The following is a 17665-nucleotide window of genomic DNA, read 5'->3' on the forward strand; positions in this document are numbered from 1 at the left end:
AGATGACACAGGCGTCACGCAGGCCCCCACTGGCTACCCGCGGGTCTTCTGAACCGTTACGGTCAGGAGATGACCCGTGGTTCACGTGTGCGGCGACCCGCCACGCTGGCGTCCCTCGCCGCCGAGCTAGGGGTCTCACGGACCACCGTGTCCAACGCCTACAACCGCCCCGACCAGCTGTCTGTGCAACTGCGCAACCGGGTGCTGGAGACCGCCCGGCGGATGGGGTATCCGGGCCCGGACCCGGTCGCCCGCTCGCTGCGCACCCGGCAGGCGCGCGCGGTCGGCCTGCTGCTCACCGAGGAGCTTTCTTTCGCATTCAGTGACCCTGCCGCGCTGGGCTTCCTGGAGGGGCTGGCCGGGGCCTGCGAGAACGCCGGCCAGGGTCTGCTGCTGATGCCGGCCAGCCGGCGCAACTCGGACGTCACCACCGTGCACCAGGCCAGCGTGGACGGCTTCGTGGTCTACTCCGTGCCCGAGCAGGACCCGCACCTGCGCGCGGTGCTGGAGCGCCCGCTGCCCACCGTGGTCGCCGACCAGCCGATGAACGTGCCCGGGGTGGACCGGGTCGGTGTGGACGACCGGGGCGGCATGCTCGCCATGGCCGCGCACCTGGTCGAGCTGGGGCACCGGCGCATCGGCGTCATCTGCATGCGGCTGAACAACACCCCGGCGGACGGTCTCGCCGACCTGGACCGCCAGCGCACCGCCGGATACTCGGTGCAGCGGGAACGCCTGACCGGGTTGCGCGAAGGGTTCGCCTCGGCCGGCGTGGACTGGACCGAGGTGCCGGTGGTGCAGCGCTTCGACCATACGCTGGAATCCGGCGCCAGCGCGGCCGCCGACCTGCTGGACGCGCACAGCGACCTCACCGCGCTGGTGTGCACCTCCGACGTGCTGGCCCTCGGCGCGCTGCGGCTGGCCGGCGAACGGGGCTGGTCGGTGCCGGAGAAACTCACGATCACCGGGTTCGACGGGGTGCCCGAGGCGATCGGCGCGGGCCTGACCACGGTCCGCCAGCCGGTGCGGGAGAAGGGCCGGATCGCCGGTGAGCTCCTGCTCAGCCGGGGCGACCGCACCGAGCCCAAGTCTGTGATCCTGCCCACCGAACTGGTAATCGGCCGCACCAGCGGCACCGCCACCCCCCCAACCCGCTGGTTCTCCGGCCTCTAACCCCCACCCCTGATTCAGTGCCTTCAGCACGCCGATTCAGTGCGTTCAGCACGCCGATTCAGTGCGTTCAGCACGGTGATTCAGTCACTTCAGCACACTGCCAAAGTCACTGAATCACGCTGCTGAATGCACTGAATCACGCTGCCAGAGTCACTGAATCAGTGCGGGCGTGGGGGTTAGGTGGGGACGCCTAGGGCGGCTAGGAAGGAGCGGGCCCAGCGGTCTACGTCGTGGGTGAGGACCTGGCGGCGCAGGGCGCGCATGCGGCGGCGGCCCTCCTCCTCGGGCATGGTCAGCGCGCTGTACATGGTGTTCTTGAGCCCGTCGAGGTCGTGCGGGTTGACCAGGAAGGAACTGCCCAGCTCCCCGGCCGCGCCGGCGAACTCGGACAGCACCAGCGCGCCGGTGAGGTCCGACTTGCACGCCACGTACTCCTTGGCCACCAGGTTCATCCCGTCCCGCAGCGGGGTAACCAGCATCACGTCGGCGGCGACGAAGAACGCGGCCAGCTCGTCGCGGGGCAGCGACTGGTGCAGGTAGTGCACGGCGGGGTGGCCGACCCGGGAGAACTCGCCGTTGATCCGCCCGACGGACAGCTCGATCTCGTCGCGCATCTGCTTGTAGTGCTCGACGCGTTCCCGGCTGGGCGTGGCCAGCTGCACGAACACGGTGTCCGAGGCGTCGATCCGGCCGTCCATGAGCAGCTCGTGGAAGGCGGTCAACCGCAGGTTGATGCCCTTGGTGTAGTCCAGCCGGTCCACGCCGAGCACCACCCGCTTGGGGTTGCCCAGGTCGGCCCGGATGTCCGCCGCCCGCTTCTGCACCGGCGCGGACCGGGCCAGCTTGTCCAGCGCGGCGGAGTCGATGGAGATCGGGAACGCGCCCACCCGCACCGAACGGCCGTCGTAGGAGATCTCCCCGGGGCGCGCGCCGGTGCCCGCCGTGCTGCCGTGCACCCGGTCGCCGGCCAGCCGCCCGGCCAGCCAGCGGAAGTTGCGCACGCCGCCGGGCGTGTGGAAGCCGACCAGGTCCGCGCCGAGCAGCCCGCGCACGATCTGCGACCGCCACGGCAGCTGCATGAACAGCTCGGTCGGCGGGAACGGGATGTGCAGGAAGAAACCGATGCGCAGGTCCGGGCGCAGCGCGCGCAGCTGCTCCGGCACCAGCTGGAGCTGGTAGTCCTGCACCCACACGGTGGCGCCCGGCGCGGCCACCTTGGCCACCGCCTCGGCGAACCGCTGGTTGACCCGCACGTAGGTGTGCCACCAGTGCCGGTGGAAGACCGGCGGTGCCACAACGTCGTGGTAGAGCGGCCACAGCGTGGCGTTGGAGAACCCCTCGTAGTACTGGTTGACCTCGTCGGCGGCCAGCCGCACCGAGTGCAGCGACACCCCGTCCTGCTCGAACGGCGGCACTTCCGCGTCCGGCACACCCGGCCAGCCCACCCAGGCCGCATCCCGGCCGGCCAGCATCGGCTCGAGCGCCGTGACCAGGCCACCCGGGCTGCGCTTCCAGGACCGTTCGCCACCCTCGCCGACCACGAGGTCGACCGGCAGACGGTTGGCCACCACGATGAACTCGGACGCTCCGGCGGCGTTCACACCTGCGAGCCTACTGCTCCGAAGGCACCATCGGGGCCGTGATCTCTATCGAACGCACCGGCCAGACGCGCTCGATGAACCATTCGCCCAGCGCCACCCCGCCGGCCAGGGCCAGCCCCACGGCCAGCGCGACCAGCACGGTGACCAGGCCGTCGGCCACCCCGGTCACGGCCAGCTGGTAGAAACCCCGGTACGCGGTGAGACCGGGCAGCAGCGGACAGATCGCGGCCAGCGTGATCACCAGGTGCGGCACGCCGGTCCACCGGTGGAGCAGCCCGGACACCAGGCCGAGCGCGATGGCGGCGATGCCGGTGGCCACCACCGGGCCGACGGTGGCCGAGTAGAGCAGCGTGTAGATCACCCAGCCGATCAGCCCGGTGCCGGCCGCCGCCGGCAGGTAGCGCACCGGGGAGTAGCCAGCCAGCGCGAACAGCCCGGCGGTCGCGGCGGCCGCCAGCCCGCGCGCGACCATGGAGGCGCTGGTGCTGGGCAGCGGCCCGGCCACCGCCAGCTCCACGCCGAACACCAGCGCGCCCTTCAGCGCGATCACCACGCCGGCCAGCAGCCCGGCCGAGTACATGACGATCTCGCCGCTGCGCCCCATGGCGGTGAGGAAGAACCCGTCGATGGCGTCCCGCACCGAGCCGACCACGGACAGCCCGGACAGCAGCACGGTCAGCGCGGCGGCCACCACCAGCGAGGGCAGGGTGCCGGCGGGGAGCAGGCGGAAGTAGATCAGTGCGGCGGTCACGCCGGTGGCCAGCAGCGCGCCGGAGACCTGCTGGAAGAAGATCGGCAGCCCGTAGCGGTTGAGCACCCGGCCGATCCGGTCGATCAGGCCGGTGGCGGCGAACGCGACCAGTGCGGCCACCCAGCCGGCGCCGAGCAGGGCGGCGACCGAGCCGGCCATCCCGGCCCAGGCCAGCGTGGCCAGCCAGCGCGGGTAGGGGTGCGGGGCGGTGGTGATCCGGTCCAGCTCGGTGGTGGCGGCGGCCAGCTCGATCCGGCCTTCCTCGATCCGGTCCACCAGCCGGGAGACCTCGCGCAGCCGCGTCAGGTCCAGCGAGCGGTACCGGACCAGCCGCATGGTGGTCACCGGCGCCGCCATCATCCCCCGGTGGCAGCACATGGTGATCGAGGTGAACGTGATGTCCACCTCGCAGGTCGGCAGGCCGCCCGCGTCGGCCACCCTGAGCATGATCCGGGTGGTCTCGGCGACCCCTTCGCCCGAGGACAGCAGCACCTCGCCGACCCGCATGGCCAGGTCCAACACCCGCAGCACCCGGGTGTCGTCCGGCACGCTGGGGCCGGCCTCCGGCTCGTTGGCGGAGAACTTCCCGGAGTCCTCGTGGTGGTTGCCCTGCCAGACGTGCCAGAGGTGCCGGCCGCCCTGTTGCTCGGTGCGCAGTACCCCGCGCAGCCGCTGTCCGAACTTGTTCACGCCAGGCCCTAGGAACCCGCCGCACCGGCCGCGGCGGCGCCGGCGGCCGCCGCCATCATCGCGCCCTGCGCGGCCTGGACCGCCTTGCGCACCGCTTCGGCGGCCCAGTCGCCCTTGGCTAGCTCGCGCAGCCGGGCCTTGACCGCGCGCTGGTCCTCCCCGGGGAAGATCCGCTTGGTGAAGCCGGCGGCCAGGATCAGCGTGGCCAGGGCGGCGGTCCGGGGGTCGGGTTCCGCGCCCTCGATGACCACCGCGCGCAGCCGGCGCAGGGCGTCCTCGCGAGGGGCCGGGTCGGCCACCGGGTAGCGCCGCCAGGGGAAGATGCCGAGCACCCGGCTGGACTCGTCGGTGAGCACCCCGGCCTCGACCAGCCCGAGGGACAGCCGGCGCCGCACGCCGACGGACAGCTTGTCCACCAGCTGCTTGGGCAGCCGGGGTTTCGCCTCGACCAGGGCCAGCGCCTGGTCCAGCTCGGGGTGCGCCGGCCGCTGGGCGGTCTCCGCGGCCGGGCGCAGCCGCTTGTCCACCAGGTCGACGCGGCCGTCCAGCGCCAGCTCGATCAGGAGTGCGCCGCCCAGCGCCTTGTCCAGCTCCATGGTCTTGCCGTAGGCGGTGCCGTCGAGCCGGTAGACGAGCAACAGCAGCTCCTCGGCGATCAGCTGTGTCATGCTTCCTAGAGTAGGGGCCGGGGTGACATGATTTTGCCCGCCCGCCGGTGTAGCTCAGTGGTAGAGCACCCGCCTTGTAAGCGGAAGGTCGTCGGTTCGACCCCGACCACCGGCTCCAGTTCGGCCCGTCAGACCGGGGGATCCAGGAAGCCCTCGAGCACGCGCCGCGCGCGCGGGACCGCTTCGGCGTCGCCGAGGCGCAGCGCGGTGTTGGTGGCGCAGAGCACGGCGTCGAGCAGGAACGCGGCGTGTCCGGCGTCCAGCTCGGCGATCTCGCCGGCATCCGCCGCATGCCGCAGCTCACCGGCGAGCAGGTCGCGCCAGTCCACCTGGTCCCGGAACAGCGCCTCCCGCACCGGTCCGGGGTGGCTGTCGAACTCGGCGAGGTTGGCCACCCGGAAGCAGCCGCCGGGGAACAACGGTGTGGCGGCGTAGTCGACCCACCGGTCGAACAGGGCGCGCAGCCTGGCCGCGCCGCGCGGCGCGGCCAGGGCCGGCGTCACCACGGCGTCGATGAACAGCTCGCGGGCCAGTTCCACGGCGGCCAGCTGCAGGCGTTCCTTGGTGCCGAACAGCGTCTGCACACCGCTCTTGCTCAGCCCCAGGTCGGTGGCCAGCCGGCCCAGGCTGAGCCCGCCCAGCCCGTCCAGCGACGCCAGGTCCACGGCGTGCCGGGCGATCGCCCGCCGGGACCGCGTGCCGCGCTCCAGTCGCTGATCGGCCATTGCGGCATCCTTCCACTCGAACTAGACATACGACCGATCGTACGTCTAGTTTGGACCGCATGCTGATACATCGAGGATTTGACCTGGTAGTGGCGTTGGCCGAGGCGAAGGGCCGGCGGGATCTCCCGGCCGCGCTGGCCCTGATGCATCCGGAGATGGTGTTGGAGACGCCCGCGTTCGCCACCGTGGCCCGGGGGTTGGCGGAGAACGAGCGGGTGCTGTCCGGGTTCTTCGAGTCGTTCCCGGACTACCGGGTGGACCTGGCCGGCCACGCCGAGCACGGCGGCGGGCTGGTGTGCTGGGGCACCGCCCGGATGACCATGACCGGCGAACGGTTCGGCGTGCGGCCGAACGGACGGCGGGCCGAGCTGCCGGTGTTCCTGGAGTTCGCCTTCCGGGACGGGCTGATCGTGCACGAGCGGTTCTTCTTCGACCTCTCCGAGCTGTGTGCCCAGTCCGGCGTCTCCACCGATGCGGTGCGCCGCGTCGTGTTCCGTGAGCGGGTGCCGGCATGACCGGGACGCTGGAGATCGTCACCACGCACCTGTTCGACGCGGAGGTCCGGCTGGACCCGCCGCTGGATTTCGGCGCCGGGCCGCTCGGCCGGCGGGTGCTGTTCGGCTCGGCCGGCGGCACGTTCAGTGGCCCGAAGCTGCGTGGGGAGGTACTGGCCGGCGGTGGCGACTGGGCGTTGTTCCGCCCGGACGGCACGATGGCGCTGGACGTCCGGCTGACCCTGCGCACCGACGACGGCGCGCTGGTGTACGTGAGCTACGGCGGCCGGTGGACCGTGCCGGCCGAGCTGCGCGGCGAGCTGGCCGACCCGGCGCGGCGGCACCTGGTCGACCCGGCCCGCTACTACTTCCGGACGGCCCCGCTGTTCGAGACCGGTGCGCCGGCCTACGCCTGGCTGAACGACGTCGTCGCCGTCGGCTCGGGTTCCCTGGTGGAGGGTGGTGTCGCCTACCGCGTCCACGCGGTGAACTAAGTGCCTCTTGTGTCACTTGAGTCACATGTGCAACATTGGTAACGCAAAGGTCGGGGGTCCGTAAAGGCCGGTTGCCGGAAGCGGCACAGGTAACGACGTTTCCATGCCGCTTCCGGCAACCGCTTACGGCGTCGCCGCCTGCGGGTCACCCCGCAGAAAATCGTCGGACGACTTGGACCCGCCGAGGTCAAGATCACGGTAGCGTACCTCTGGTGAGGAAGTACCTGTTGATCTTGGGGTCTGTTGTTCTGCTGCTCGGCGCGGGGTGCGCGAGCGAACCACCGAGTAGCCAGGCCGCCGCCGATTGGGCGGGCGCGATGAGTGACTTCCAGGAGGGCCTGTTCCAGCGCGAGCCGGCGTTCGCGGTCGGCCAGGGCCGGCACGAGTTCGACGGCAAGCTGCCCGACTGGTCCCCCGAGGGCATCAACGGGACGGTCTCCTGGCTGCATGAGCAGCGGACCCGGGCGGAAGGGTTCAAACAGCTCGACGAGCGGCAGCGGTTCGAACAGCAGTACCTGCTCTCGGTGATCGACGGCCAGCTGTTCTGGATGGAGAACGCCCGCCAGCCGTTCACCAACCCGGGCTACTACCTGGACGGCGGCCTGGACCCGGCGACCTACCTGACCAGGCCGTACGCCCCGCTGGAGACCCGGCTGAAGGCGTTCGTCGGGTACGCCGGGGCGATCCCCAAGGCCGCCGAGCAGATCCGCGCCAACCTGAAGCCGCCGCTGCCGCGCAGCTTCGTCAAGTACGGTGTGGACGGCTTCGGCGGGTTGCCCGACTTCTACCGCAACGACGTGCCGAAGGTGTTCGAGCAGGTCGCCGACCCGGCCCTGAAGCAGCAGCTCACCGACGCGATCGGCCCGGCCGCCCAGGCCATGCAGGGGCTCGCCGACTACCTCAAACAGCAGGAACCCACCGCCACCGAGGACTTCGCGCTCGGCCCCGGGCGGTTCGCCGACATGCTGCGCATGACCGAGGGCGTGACCACGCCGCTGGCCGAGCTGGAGCAGGTCGGCCGGGCCGACCTGGCGCGCAACACCGAGGCCCTCAAGCAGGCCTGCGCCCAGTACCGGCCGGGCGCCTCGATCGTGGACTGCATCGCCGCGATGAACGCCGACAAGCCGGCCGGCGGGGTGGTGGCCGGCGCCCGCGAGCAGCTGGCCGGGCTGCGCCAGCTGGTGGTGGACAAGGACCTGGTGAGCATCCCCGGCACCGAGGAGGCGCAGGTCGCCGAGTCGCCGCCGTACCAGCGGTCCAACTCCGCCTACATCGACATCCCCGGTCCCTACGACAAGGGCATGCCGTCGGTGTACTACATCTCACCGCCCGACCCGAGCTGGCCCAAGGAGGAGCAGGAGGCGTACATCCCGGGCAAGGCCGACCTGCTGTTCACCTCGGCGCACGAGGTGTGGCCGGGGCACTTCCTGCAGTTCCTGCACGCCAACCGGTCCCCGTTCGAGTTCGGCCGGCTGTTCGTCGGCTACGCCTACGCGGAGGGCTGGGCGCACTACACCGAGGAGCTGATGTGGGAGGCCGGCCTGGGCGCGGGTTCGCCCGAGGTACACATCGGCCAGCTGGCCAACGCGCTGCTGCGCAACGTCCGGTACCTGTGCGCGATCGGCCTGCACACCCAGGGGATGACCCAGCAGACCTGCGAGACCATGTTCCGCGAGCAGGGCTACGTGGACCCGGGCAACGCCCGCCAACAGGCGGCCCGCGGCACCTACGACCCGGCCTACCTGAACTACACCCTGGGCAAGCTGATGATCCGCAAACTGCGCGCGGACTGGACCGCGCCCCGGGGCGGCGAGAAGGCGTGGAAGCAGTTCCACGACACCTTCCTGTCCTACGGGGGCCCGCCCATCCCACTGGTCCGCGCCCAGATGCTCGGCCCCGCCGCCGGCACCCCCAAGGACTTGTTCTAAGTCAGCCGGTGGTGGATGCGGCTGCCGCCGGTTCGGGGGCGGGCGGGCGCGCGCCGGTCTGGGTGAGGGCGATGCCGGTCAGGAGCAACAGGCCGCCGAGGATCTGTACCGGGGCGGGCACTTGGTCGAGCAGCAGCCAGGCGGCCAGCGCGGCGGCGACCACCTCCAGCAGGCCGACCAGTGCGCCCCGGGTGGCGCCGATCCGGCGGATGGCCAGGATCCCGCTGAGGTAGGCGACCACGGTGGCCACCAGCACCAGCAGGCCCGCCGCCACCGGCCAGCCGACGTCCACCCCGGCCAGCAGCACCCGGGTCGCGGCGGGGTCGACGTGTACCGGCAGCAGCCCCGTCCAGCCGAACCCGGCCACCGCCAAGGTGCCGATCACCATGCCCACCCCGGCCAGCACCAGCGGCGGCGTGGCGTTCCCGCCGCTGTGCGCGCGGTCGGCGATCAGGAAGTAGGAGGCCTGGCAGCACGCGGCGAGCAGGCCCCAGGCCACGCCCGGCCAGCTGATCGACTCCGCCGACCAGATCCGCACCACCAGCAGCAGCCCGGCGACCGCCACCAACCCGCCGAGCACCGTGCGCCGGGTGGGCGGCTGCCGCCGCACCAGCCACACCCAGCCGATCACGATCACCGGCCCGGCGTACTCGAGCAGCAAGGCCACCGGGACCGCCAGGTAGCGGACCGCGTTGAAGAAGGCCAGCTGCACCAGCGCCATGGCCAGCAGGCCGTAGACCAGCAGCCCGGACGTGTCCCGCCGCAGCGCGGCGATCACCCCGGGCCGGGTGACCAGCAGGATCACCACCAGAACCGCCGCCCCGCCGCCGAGCCGGACCAGCACCGCGCCGTTGGCCGACCAGCCGGCGTCGATCAGCGCCTTGGCGAACGAACCGGCCAGCCCGAACGTGACCGCCGAAAGCACCGCCAACGCCAGCCCGCCGCCGGCCCCCCTGAGCAACGCCACGCCGTCGATCGTCGATCAGCGCGCCGCCCGGGCAAAACGAGTTTTCGCGAGTGGGCCGCCGCACCGGGTGTGACCCGTGCGGCGGCCCATCCACCTGTCGCGACGCGACCACCACTTCGCCCGGGATCGCCGGGCACCACGTGTCGCGCCGCCTAGCCCCTTCCCTGGTGGGAGGGGCAGGTCTACCGGGATGCGCGGTTTACCGCGGAGACCACGGCGCGCAGGGAGGCGGTGACGATGGAGGAGTCCACACCCACGCCCCACAGGGTGCGGTCGCCGATGGCGGTCTCCACGTAGGCGGCCGCGCGGGCGTCGTCACCCGCGGTCAGCGCGTGCTCGTGGTAGTCCAGCACCCGCACGTCGAAGCCGATGCCGGCCAGCGCGTCCACGAAGGCGGCGATCGGGCCGTTCCCGGAGCCGACGATCTCGTGCTCGGTGTCCTCCACCCGGACCACCGCGACGATCTCGTCCCGGCCCTCGCCGTCGTTGGTGAGCCGGTGCCGGATCAGCTTCAGCGGGGTGGCCGGGCCGAAGTACTCGATGTCGAAGATGTCCCGCATCTCCTTGGGCGTGACCTCGCCGCCCTCGGTGTCGGTGTGCTCCTGCACCACGCGGGAGAACTCCATCTGCAGCCGGCGCGGCAGTTCCAGCCCGTGCTCGGCCTTCATCAGGTAGGCCACGCCGCCCTTGCCGGACTGCGAGTTGACCCGGATGACCGCCTCGTAGGTGCGGCCGATGTCCTTCGGGTCGATCGGCAGGTACGGCACCGCCCAGCGGAAGTCGTCCATGTCCACGCCGGCCTCGGCGGCGTCCGACTTCATGAAGTCGAAGCCCTTGTTGATCGCGTCCTGGTGGCTGCCGGAGAAGGCGGTGTACACCAGGTCGCCGCCCCACGGGTGCCGCTCGTGCACCGGCAGCTGGTTGCAGTACTCCACGGTGCGGCGGATCTCGTCGATGTCGCTGAAGTCGATCTGTGGGTCGATGCCCTGCGAGAACAGGTTCATGCCCAGCGTGACCAGGTCCACGTTGCCGGTGCGCTCGCCGTTGCCGAACAGGCAGCCCTCGATGCGGTCCGCGCCGGCCTGGTAGCCGAGCTCGGCGGCGGCCACGGCGGTGCCGCGGTCGTTGTGCGGGTGCAGGGACAGCACGATGCCGTCGCGGCGGTCCAGGTGCCGGTGCATCCACTCGATGGAGTCGGCGTACACGTTGGGCGTGGCCATCTCCACGGTCGCCGGCAGGTTCACGATCATCGGCCGGTCCGGGGTGGGCTGCCAGATGGCGGAGACCGCGTTGCACACGTCGACCGCGTACTCCAGCTCGGTGCCGGTGTAGGACTCCGGCGAGTACTGGAACTTCCAGTCGGTGTCCGGGTACTTCTCGCTGAACCGCTCGACGTCCTCGGCGCCGTCCGTGGCGATCTTGCGGATGCCGGCCCGGTCGGACTTGAACACCACCCGCCGCTGCAGGATGGACGTCGAGTTGTACAGGTGCACCACGGCGCGGGGCGCGCCCTCGCAGGCCTCGAAGGTGCGCTCGATCAGCTCGGTGCGCGCCTGGGTCAGCACCTGGATGGTGACGTCGTCCGGGATGGCGCCGTCGGTGATGATGTCCCGGATGAAGTCGAAGTCGGTCTGGCTGGCCGCCGGGAAGCCGACCTCGATCTCCTTGTAGCCCATGCGCACCAGCAGGTCGAACATCCGCCGCTTGCGGGCCGGGGACATCGGGTCGATCAGGGCCTGGTTGCCGTCCCGCAGGTCGACCGCGCACCACAGTGGCGCCTTGGTGATCCGCTTGTCCGGCCAGGTGCGGTCGGGCAGGGATACCGGCTCCACGAACTCGTGGAACGGTTTGTACCGGTGGTACGGCATCTGGCTGCCGCGCTGCGGGTTCCACGGGGCCTGGCCGTCCGGGATCGGGCCGTCCGGCCGGCGCAGCTTGCTGGTGGGCGAGGCGGTATAGGCGTCCGGTGACGTGGTCATGTCGCGCTGCTCCTGGAAATTGGGTTCGCCGGTGTGGTCGAGACGGACGTGACCGGCGCGCGCCAAGACCCGCGACGAGGGGCCGGTCGGTCAGACCCCGCCGCGGCGGCGAAGGAGCAGCAGGTGCGCCACGGGTCCGAGACTAACCGGATGGGTTCCATCGCGTAAACCCCGGGTACTCGGAGGCGTTACAAGAGTGACGCCGTTAACGTCGGGCGCGCGTCCGGGGGGCGTGAGTATGATCGCTTCGCACGACGACCGGAGGAGGAACCGTGGCTAGAGCCGGCACCCGTCATGTGGGCAGCCTGGTGGCGTCCGTGCTGCGTGTCATCGGCATGATCATCGTGGCCATCCTGGTGATCCACATCCTGCTGGTGGTGTTCGGCGCCAACCCCGGCAATGCATTTGCCACGTTCATCCGCTCCGGGGCGAACCTGTTCTCCCTCGGCCTCACCGACCTGTTCGTGCTGCCCGATCCCCGGGCCGCCACCGGGGTCAACTACGGCATCGCCGCGGTGGCCTGGTTGGTCATCACCAGCATCGTGGTCGGCCTGGTCCGCCGCATCGGCTAGGGCGACTCAGATCGCGTATGACCAGCCGGTGAGGGCGTAGCCGCCGAACCAGGCCGACGCCACCGCCACGCCGGCCAGCACGGCCAGCGCGGTGCTCCGTTGCCGTTTCGCCAGGGCCATCGCGACCGGCACGAACAGGGTCACCGCCGGCAGCAGCAGCCGGGCCTTGGAGTTCATCAGGCCGTTCGAGCCCAGGTCCATCACCATGACCCCGGCGGCGAAGACCACCAGCGGCGTCGGCACCCCGCGCGCGATGCAGACCAGCAACAGCACGATCGACCCGGCCAGCACGGCGACGGTCACCACCTCGAGCACCGAACGCCCGCCGGCCAGCGTGTCCCGGGTGAACGACACGGTGGCCGCGCCCAGGTCGAACCGGGAGTTCCAGCCGTCCCGCTGCAGGGTGAACCAGCCCATCGGCGAACCGGTCCGCCAACCCACGTAGCCCAGGTAGCCGACCAGCCCGAGGGGCGCGACCAGTCCGCCGGCCCAGACCCGCCAGTCCCTGGGCTCCTTGGCGGCCGCCGCGAGCAGGGTGAGCCCGACCGCGAGCAACAGCGCCGCCCCGGTAGGCCGGACCAGCCCGGCCAGCGCCGTGCAGCAGCCGGCGGCCAGCCAGTTCCGGCTCAGGACGTGTACCAGTGCCCACACCGCGCAGGCGCAGAACAGGCCCTCCGAGTAAGTCATCGACCAGACGATGCCCATCGGCGCGGCCGCCACCAAGGCCACGAGCAGGAGCCCGGCGTTTCTCGAACCACCGGGCACGATCTCGCCGAGCCGGGCCAGGCCGTGCGCCATGACCAGCCCGGCGACCAGCGACACGGCCAGCCCGGCGATGATCAGTGGCGTGCCGGCGAGGAACCGCACCGCGGCCACCACTCCCGGGTAGCCGGGGAAGAAGGCCAGCGCGGTCACCGGGGTGCGGTTGCCGAACGCGTCCGTCAGCCCGTCCGGCACTCCGGCGTAGCCGCCGCTGGCGATGCCGAGCAGCCACTGGCCGTCCCAGACGGTGAGCTTGGTGAGCACCCGGGTCCGGTGCGCGGACGCCAGCCAGGCCAGGCTGAGCAGGCCGAGTAGGCGTACGGCCAGGAAGACCAGCGACGGCGCGGCGAGGTACAGCAACCGGCGGAGCCGCTCGCTCACGGGAACGGCGGGCTCGGGCTCGGCCGGCACGGGCTCGGTCGGTGCAAGCTCGGCGGATGCGGGCTCGGTCAGTGCGGGCTCGGCGGGCGCGGAGGTGGCGGGCGCGGAGGTGGAGGGCGCGGAGGTGGAGGGCGCGGTCGGCGTGGCGTCCAAGGCGGTCGGGTCGCGCTCGTCGGTGTCCGTCACCGGCTCGATCGCCACTGGGTGTTCCGCCCCTCGCTGTTCGGGTGGGTCGCCGACTGGCAAGGCTAGTGGCTGGTCGGCGCGCACCGATGCTGACCCGGAGACCAGCCGCACGGCTCCCTGTCCCGAAGTCGCTCGAACACGCTTTAGCTCTGCGTGGAAAAATGCAACACCCGTCAGCGGCAGCCCGCGCCGGGACCGGCCCGCCGCCCTCAGGCGCTCGCGGTTGTTTCCGCCGCCGAAACCAGCCCGGATCGCCCGATGATCATCGATTACATGGTCATCAGGACACCAGGGTCGCCCCGGACGAGCCAAAACGGCCACCATGCCCTGATGATCATGAATTGGCCGCCAACACCACATCATCCGTCACCTTGGTTGCACATGGGGGGGCGTGATGGTCCGGCGCCGTGGCGACGTCGACCGGCAGCACAGTTCCCCGCATGACGTGATCAACTAAGGACTGGGCTGCCACTCGATCCAGGGGCGACCGCGTGCGGTTACGGTGCGTAGGCAGGTTGGTGCGGCGAGCGGGGGGCGTCGGCGTATCCCGCCCATACCGATGAACTCCCGCACAACTCGGTGGTGCTGCCGCGCTACGCCGGTAGGGTGGGAAAACAGATCACGAATCGGTGAACTGTGGAGGTGGCGGCCGGTGGCCCTGGTCGTACAGAAGTACGGCGGATCATCGCTGGAGGACGCGGAGCGCATCAAGCGGGTGGCCGAACGGATCGTTCGCGCCCGCAAGGAGGGACACGACGTCGTCGTGGTGGCCTCCGCGATGGGCGACACCACCGACGACCTGATCGAACTGGCCGAACAGGTCAGCCCGTCCCCGCCGCCGCGCGAGATGGACATGCTGCTCACCTCGGGCGAGCGGATCTCCAACGCGCTGCTGGCGATGGCGATCCACGCGCTCGGCGTGGAGGCCCGGTCGTTCACCGGCTCGCAGGCCGGCATGATCACCACGTCCAAGCACGGCGATGCCCGGATCGTGGAGGTCAACCCCGGGCGGCTCAAGTCGGCGCTCTCCGAGGGGGCGATCGTGCTGGTCGCCGGCTTCCAGGGGATGAGCGGCGACTCGCGCGAGATCACCACGCTGGGGCGGGGCGGCTCGGACACCACCGCCGTGGCGCTGGCCGCCGCGCTGCGCGCCGACGTGTGCGAGATCTACACCGACGTGGACGGCGTCTTCTCCGCCGACCCGCGCATCGTGCGCGACGCCGCGCCGCTGGACACGGTCTGCTACGAGGAAATGCTCGAGCTGGCCGCCTGCGGCGCGAAGGTGCTGCACCTGCGCGCGGTCGAGTACGCCCGCCGGTACGGGGTACCCCTGAGGGTGCGGTCCTCGTACAACGACAAGTTGGGCACCCTGATCACCGGCTCGCTGGAGGACATTCCGTTGGAACAGGCGATTCTGACCGGCGTCGCGCACGACCGCTCGGAGGGCAAGGTGACGGTGACCGGCGTGCCGGACACCCCGGGCCACGCCGCGCGCATCTTCCGGGCGGTGGCCGACGCCGAGATCAACATCGACATGGTGCTGCAGAACATCTCGCACGCCGCCAACCGGCGCACCGACATCACCTTCACGCTGCCCCGCTCGGACGGGCCGACCGCCGTCGCCGCGCTGGAGAAGGCCAAGGCGCAGATCGGCTTCGAAGAGGTCTTCTACGACGAGAACGTGGGCAAGGTCTCGCTGGTCGGCGCGGGTATGCGGTCGCACCCGGGCGTCACGGCGACATTCTGCGAAAGCCTGTCCAGAGCCGGGATAAACATCGAGACCATGAACACCTCGGAGATCCGGATCTCCGTGCTGTGCCGGGAGGACCAGCTGGACACCGCCGTGCGGGCGCTGCACGAGGCGTTCGAGCTGGGTGGCGAGGAGGAAGCCGTGGTGCACGCGGGGAGTGGCCGATGAGCACGCTGGCGATCGTGGGGGCCACCGGTGCGGTCGGCACCACGATGATCGACATCATTGACTCGCGCGAGTCGGTGCCGTGGTCGGAGATCCGGCTGGTCGCCTCGGCCCGCTCGGCGGGCAAGAAGCTCACCGTGCGCGGCCGGGAGCAGACCGTCCTCGAACTCAAACCTGAGGTGTTCGACGGGGTGGACGTCGCGCTGTTCGACGTGCCGGACGAGGTCAGCGCCGAGTGGGCGCCGATCGCCGCCGCCCGGGGCGCCGTCGCGGTGGACAACTCCGGCGCCTTCCGGATGGACCCGGACGTGCCGCTGGTCGTCCCCGAGGTGAATGCCGCGGAAACCGCGAACCGGCCGAAGGGGATCATCGCCAACCCCAACTGCACCACGCTGTCCATGATGGCCGCGATGGGCGCGCTGCACCGGGCCTTCGAGCTGAAGGCGCTGGTCGTGGCCTCCTACCAGGCCGCGTCCGGGGCCGGCCAGGCCGGCGTGGACCGGCTCTACGCTGAGCTTTCCGCCGTGGCCGGGCAGCCGGTCGGGGTACGGGCCGGGGACGTGGCGGGCGCGCTGAGCGCGGCCGGCCTGAGCGCCGATTCGCCGTTCCCCGCGCCGCTGGCGCTGAACGTGGTGCCCTGGGCGGGCTCGGTGAAGGACGACGGCTGGTCGTCCGAGGAGCTGAAGGTGCGCAACGAGTCGCGCAAGATCCTCGGCATCCCGGACCTGAAGGTGTCCGCGACCTGCGTGCGGGTGCCGGTGGTCACCACCCATGCGCTGGCCGTGCACGCCACCTTCGGCTCGGAGGTCTCGGTGGACAAGGCGCGCGCGGTGCTGGCCGCCCAGCCGTCCATCGTGCTGCGCGATGACCCGGCCGCCGGCCGCTGGCCCACCCCGGCCGACGTGGTCGGCGAGGACCCGACCTGGGTCGGCCGGATCCGCCAGGCGCTGGACTTCCCCAACACCCTGGAACTGTTCGTGTGCGGCGACAACCTGCGCAAGGGCGCCGCCCTCAACACGTACGAGATCGCTGAGACGGTTGTTACTTCGGGGTAGGGGAACTCGGGGACGCTTCAGGCCGTTCTGCTGGCGTTCGATCATGAAAATGACCCCCGATGTACCCGCCCTTCACAGAGTAAGGACCCGTACACCGTGAGCCTGGACGAACTGCTCTCCCGCCGCCCCAACCCCGCCGGAGTGGTGCGTAACCTCTCCGCCCCGCCGATCGAGCGGCTGGCCATCGTGACCTGCATGGATGCCCGGATCGCCGCGTTCGGCGTCTTCGGCCTGCGGCTCGGCGACGCGCACATCATCCGCAACGCGGGCGCCGCCGTGACCAGCGACGTGATCCGCTCGCTGGCCATCAGCCAGCGCAAGCTGGGCACCCGCAACGTGATCCTGATGGCGCACACCGGCTGCGGCATGCTCTCGTTCACCGACGACGAGTTCATCTCCGAGCTGACCGACGCCACCGGGCAGCCGCCGACCTGGCGGCCGGGCACCTTCTCCGACCCGGTGCAGCACGTCCGGCACGGCATCGCGCAGCTGCGCACCAGCCCGTTCCTGCACGCGGACACGGTGGTGCGGGGGTTTGTCTTCGACCTGCAGACCGGGTCGGTGGACGAGGTGCGGGACGAGGCCCCGGTGCCGGCCACCCGCAAACCCGCGCGCGCCGAAGCGGCCAGCTCCGGCTAGGCCAGGCCCCGGACCAGGCGCAACGGCTCGGTGTGGCGATACCAGGTCCACCGGGTAACCGGGCGCGGGTGCGGTTCGCCGTCGATGGTCACGGTGGCGGGCGTGCAGCCGATCTGTACCGCGCGGCCGGGGACCGGCCTCACCCGGCGGCCGAACAGGCCGGACCTGCGCACCCCGACCAGCACGCCGTGCGGCGCGACCGGGGTCACCTCCAGCCGGCCGGCCTGGCCGCGCAGCACCACCTGGTCGTCGCAGTAGACGACGCCGCTTATCGGCCGGATCTCCCCCCGGCCGACAAGCACCCCGCCGGCGTCGTCCCGGACCAACGGCACCGGGTCGGGCTCGCCGTGCGCGGCCAGCTTCGCCGCCGTGGCCGGCGCGGTGGGCAGCGACCAGATGTCCGCCACCCGGGAGTCCGCGTGGGCGGGCAGGTAGGCGACCTCGGTCGTGGCCAGGCGCTCGGTCCGCAGCAACCGCAGGACCAGCGCGTTCAGGTCGGCGTCGGTGCCGGCCAGGACCACCCGGTCCGGCGCGGGGTCGGCCAGCAACGGGGCCAGATCGGTGCGCCCCGGCCGGGCCGGCAGGTCGTGTGCCGGCGTGCCGGCGAGCGCCTCCGGCAACGCTCCGTGCCGGTCCCGCCACGCCGGGCACACCAGGGCAACGATCGTCACGCCCGGACTTTGCC

The 17665-nt window shown here is 71.4% G+C and carries 16 protein-coding genes and 1 tRNA gene; 9 read left to right on the top strand and 8 right to left on the bottom strand.

Features of this window, described 5'->3' with window-relative positions; all coding sequences use genetic code 11:
* Positions 1 to 69: 69 nt before the first annotated feature.
* Positions 70 to 1173 carry a substrate-binding domain-containing protein gene (locus tag ABEB12_RS32900; protein ID WP_185063555.1) on the top strand — a complete coding sequence of 368 codons (1104 nt, stop codon included), beginning with the start codon at positions 70 to 72 and terminating at the stop codon, positions 1171 to 1173.
* A 176-nt stretch (positions 1174 to 1349) separates the two neighbouring features.
* Here the strand turns inward: ABEB12_RS32900 and ABEB12_RS32905 are convergent, their stop codons facing one another.
* The 3 genes from ABEB12_RS32905 to ABEB12_RS32915 are packed head-to-tail and all read right to left on the bottom strand — an operon-like array spanning position 1350 to position 4883.
* Positions 1350 to 2774, bottom strand: coding sequence for a trehalose-6-phosphate synthase (locus tag ABEB12_RS32905; RefSeq protein ID WP_185063556.1), 1425 nt, complete (start codon positions 2772 to 2774; stop codon positions 1350 to 1352).
* A 10-nt stretch (positions 2775 to 2784) separates the two neighbouring features.
* Positions 2785 to 4215 (bottom strand): threonine/serine exporter family protein, encoded by a 1431-nt coding sequence (locus ABEB12_RS32910; protein WP_185063557.1) that lies wholly within the window; start codon positions 4213 to 4215, stop codon positions 2785 to 2787.
* A gap of 8 nt (positions 4216 to 4223) precedes the next feature.
* Positions 4224 to 4883, bottom strand: coding sequence for a GPP34 family phosphoprotein (locus ABEB12_RS32915; protein WP_185063558.1), 660 nt, complete (start codon positions 4881 to 4883; stop codon positions 4224 to 4226).
* A gap of 43 nt (positions 4884 to 4926) precedes the next feature.
* Here ABEB12_RS32915 and ABEB12_RS32920 point away from each other — a divergent pair.
* Positions 4927 to 5001 (top strand) — tRNA-Thr (locus tag ABEB12_RS32920).
* A 10-nt stretch (positions 5002 to 5011) separates the two neighbouring features.
* Here the strand turns inward: ABEB12_RS32920 and ABEB12_RS32925 are convergent.
* Positions 5012 to 5608 carry a TetR/AcrR family transcriptional regulator gene (locus tag ABEB12_RS32925; RefSeq protein ID WP_185063559.1) on the bottom strand — a complete coding sequence of 199 codons (597 nt, stop codon included), beginning with the start codon at positions 5606 to 5608 and terminating at the stop codon, positions 5012 to 5014.
* Between the two features lie 59 nt (positions 5609 to 5667).
* On the opposite strand from ABEB12_RS32925, the gene ABEB12_RS32930 reads away from it, so the two are divergent.
* The 3 genes from ABEB12_RS32930 to ABEB12_RS32940 all read left to right on the top strand — a co-directional run bounded on the left by ABEB12_RS32930 (position 5668) and on the right by ABEB12_RS32940 (position 8524).
* Positions 5668 to 6123: an ester cyclase gene (locus tag ABEB12_RS32930; protein ID WP_185063560.1), complete on the top strand. Its 456-nt coding sequence runs from the start codon at positions 5668 to 5670 to the stop codon at positions 6121 to 6123.
* Positions 6120 to 6596, top strand: coding sequence for a DUF3237 family protein (locus ABEB12_RS32935; RefSeq protein ID WP_185063561.1), 477 nt, complete (start codon positions 6120 to 6122; stop codon positions 6594 to 6596). The genes ABEB12_RS32930 and ABEB12_RS32935 overlap by 4 nt, the downstream gene beginning before the upstream one ends.
* A gap of 317 nt (positions 6597 to 6913) precedes the next feature.
* Positions 6914 to 8524 (top strand): DUF885 family protein, encoded by a 1611-nt coding sequence (locus ABEB12_RS32940; RefSeq protein WP_185063562.1) that lies wholly within the window; start codon positions 6914 to 6916, stop codon positions 8522 to 8524.
* 1 nt (position 8525) lies between these two features.
* Here the strand turns inward: ABEB12_RS32940 and ABEB12_RS32945 are convergent, their stop codons facing one another.
* Positions 8526 to 9491, bottom strand: a complete 966-nt coding sequence (locus ABEB12_RS32945) for an EamA family transporter (RefSeq protein ID WP_345703339.1) — start codon at positions 9489 to 9491, stop codon at positions 8526 to 8528.
* Between the two features lie 182 nt (positions 9492 to 9673).
* Complete coding sequence (gene leuA / locus ABEB12_RS32950) at positions 9674 to 11470, bottom strand: 2-isopropylmalate synthase (RefSeq protein WP_185063563.1); 1797 nt, start codon at positions 11468 to 11470, stop codon at positions 9674 to 9676.
* A 272-nt stretch (positions 11471 to 11742) separates the two neighbouring features.
* On the opposite strand from leuA, the gene ABEB12_RS32955 reads away from it, so the two are divergent.
* Positions 11743 to 12042 carry a hypothetical protein gene (locus tag ABEB12_RS32955; protein WP_185063564.1) on the top strand — a complete coding sequence of 100 codons (300 nt, stop codon included), beginning with the start codon at positions 11743 to 11745 and terminating at the stop codon, positions 12040 to 12042.
* Positions 12043 to 12048: 6 nt separating this feature from the next.
* On the opposite strand, the gene ABEB12_RS32960 is transcribed toward ABEB12_RS32955, so the two are convergent.
* The gene (locus ABEB12_RS32960) at positions 12049 to 13386 is read right to left on the bottom strand and encodes a hypothetical protein (protein WP_345703340.1); all 1338 of its coding nucleotides are present in this window, start codon (positions 13384 to 13386) and stop codon (positions 12049 to 12051) included.
* 637 nt (positions 13387 to 14023) lie between these two features.
* Between ABEB12_RS32960 and ABEB12_RS32965 the strand changes: the two genes are divergently transcribed.
* The 3 genes from ABEB12_RS32965 (at position 14024) to ABEB12_RS32975 (ending at position 16980) form a co-directional block, all read left to right on the top strand.
* On the top strand, positions 14024 to 15289 hold the full coding sequence (locus ABEB12_RS32965; RefSeq protein WP_185063565.1) for an aspartate kinase: 1266 nt from the start codon (positions 14024 to 14026) through the stop codon (positions 15287 to 15289).
* Positions 15286 to 16341, top strand: a complete 1056-nt coding sequence (locus ABEB12_RS32970; protein ID WP_185063566.1) for an aspartate-semialdehyde dehydrogenase — start codon at positions 15286 to 15288, stop codon at positions 16339 to 16341. The genes ABEB12_RS32965 and ABEB12_RS32970 overlap by 4 nt, the downstream gene beginning before the upstream one ends.
* A 96-nt stretch (positions 16342 to 16437) precedes the next feature.
* The gene (locus ABEB12_RS32975) at positions 16438 to 16980 is read left to right on the top strand and encodes a carbonic anhydrase (protein ID WP_185063567.1); all 543 of its coding nucleotides are present in this window, start codon (positions 16438 to 16440) and stop codon (positions 16978 to 16980) included.
* Here ABEB12_RS32975 and ABEB12_RS32980 read toward each other — a convergent pair.
* On the bottom strand, positions 16977 to 17651 hold the full coding sequence (locus tag ABEB12_RS32980) for a hypothetical protein (RefSeq protein ID WP_345703341.1): 675 nt from the start codon (positions 17649 to 17651) through the stop codon (positions 16977 to 16979). The genes ABEB12_RS32975 and ABEB12_RS32980 overlap by 4 nt on opposite strands.
* Between the last annotated feature and the right edge of the window lie 14 nt (positions 17652 to 17665).

The organism is Actinospineispora eucalypti (assembly GCF_039543365.1).
Classification (GTDB): domain Bacteria; phylum Actinomycetota; class Actinomycetes; order Mycobacteriales; family Pseudonocardiaceae; genus Pseudonocardia; species Pseudonocardia eucalypti.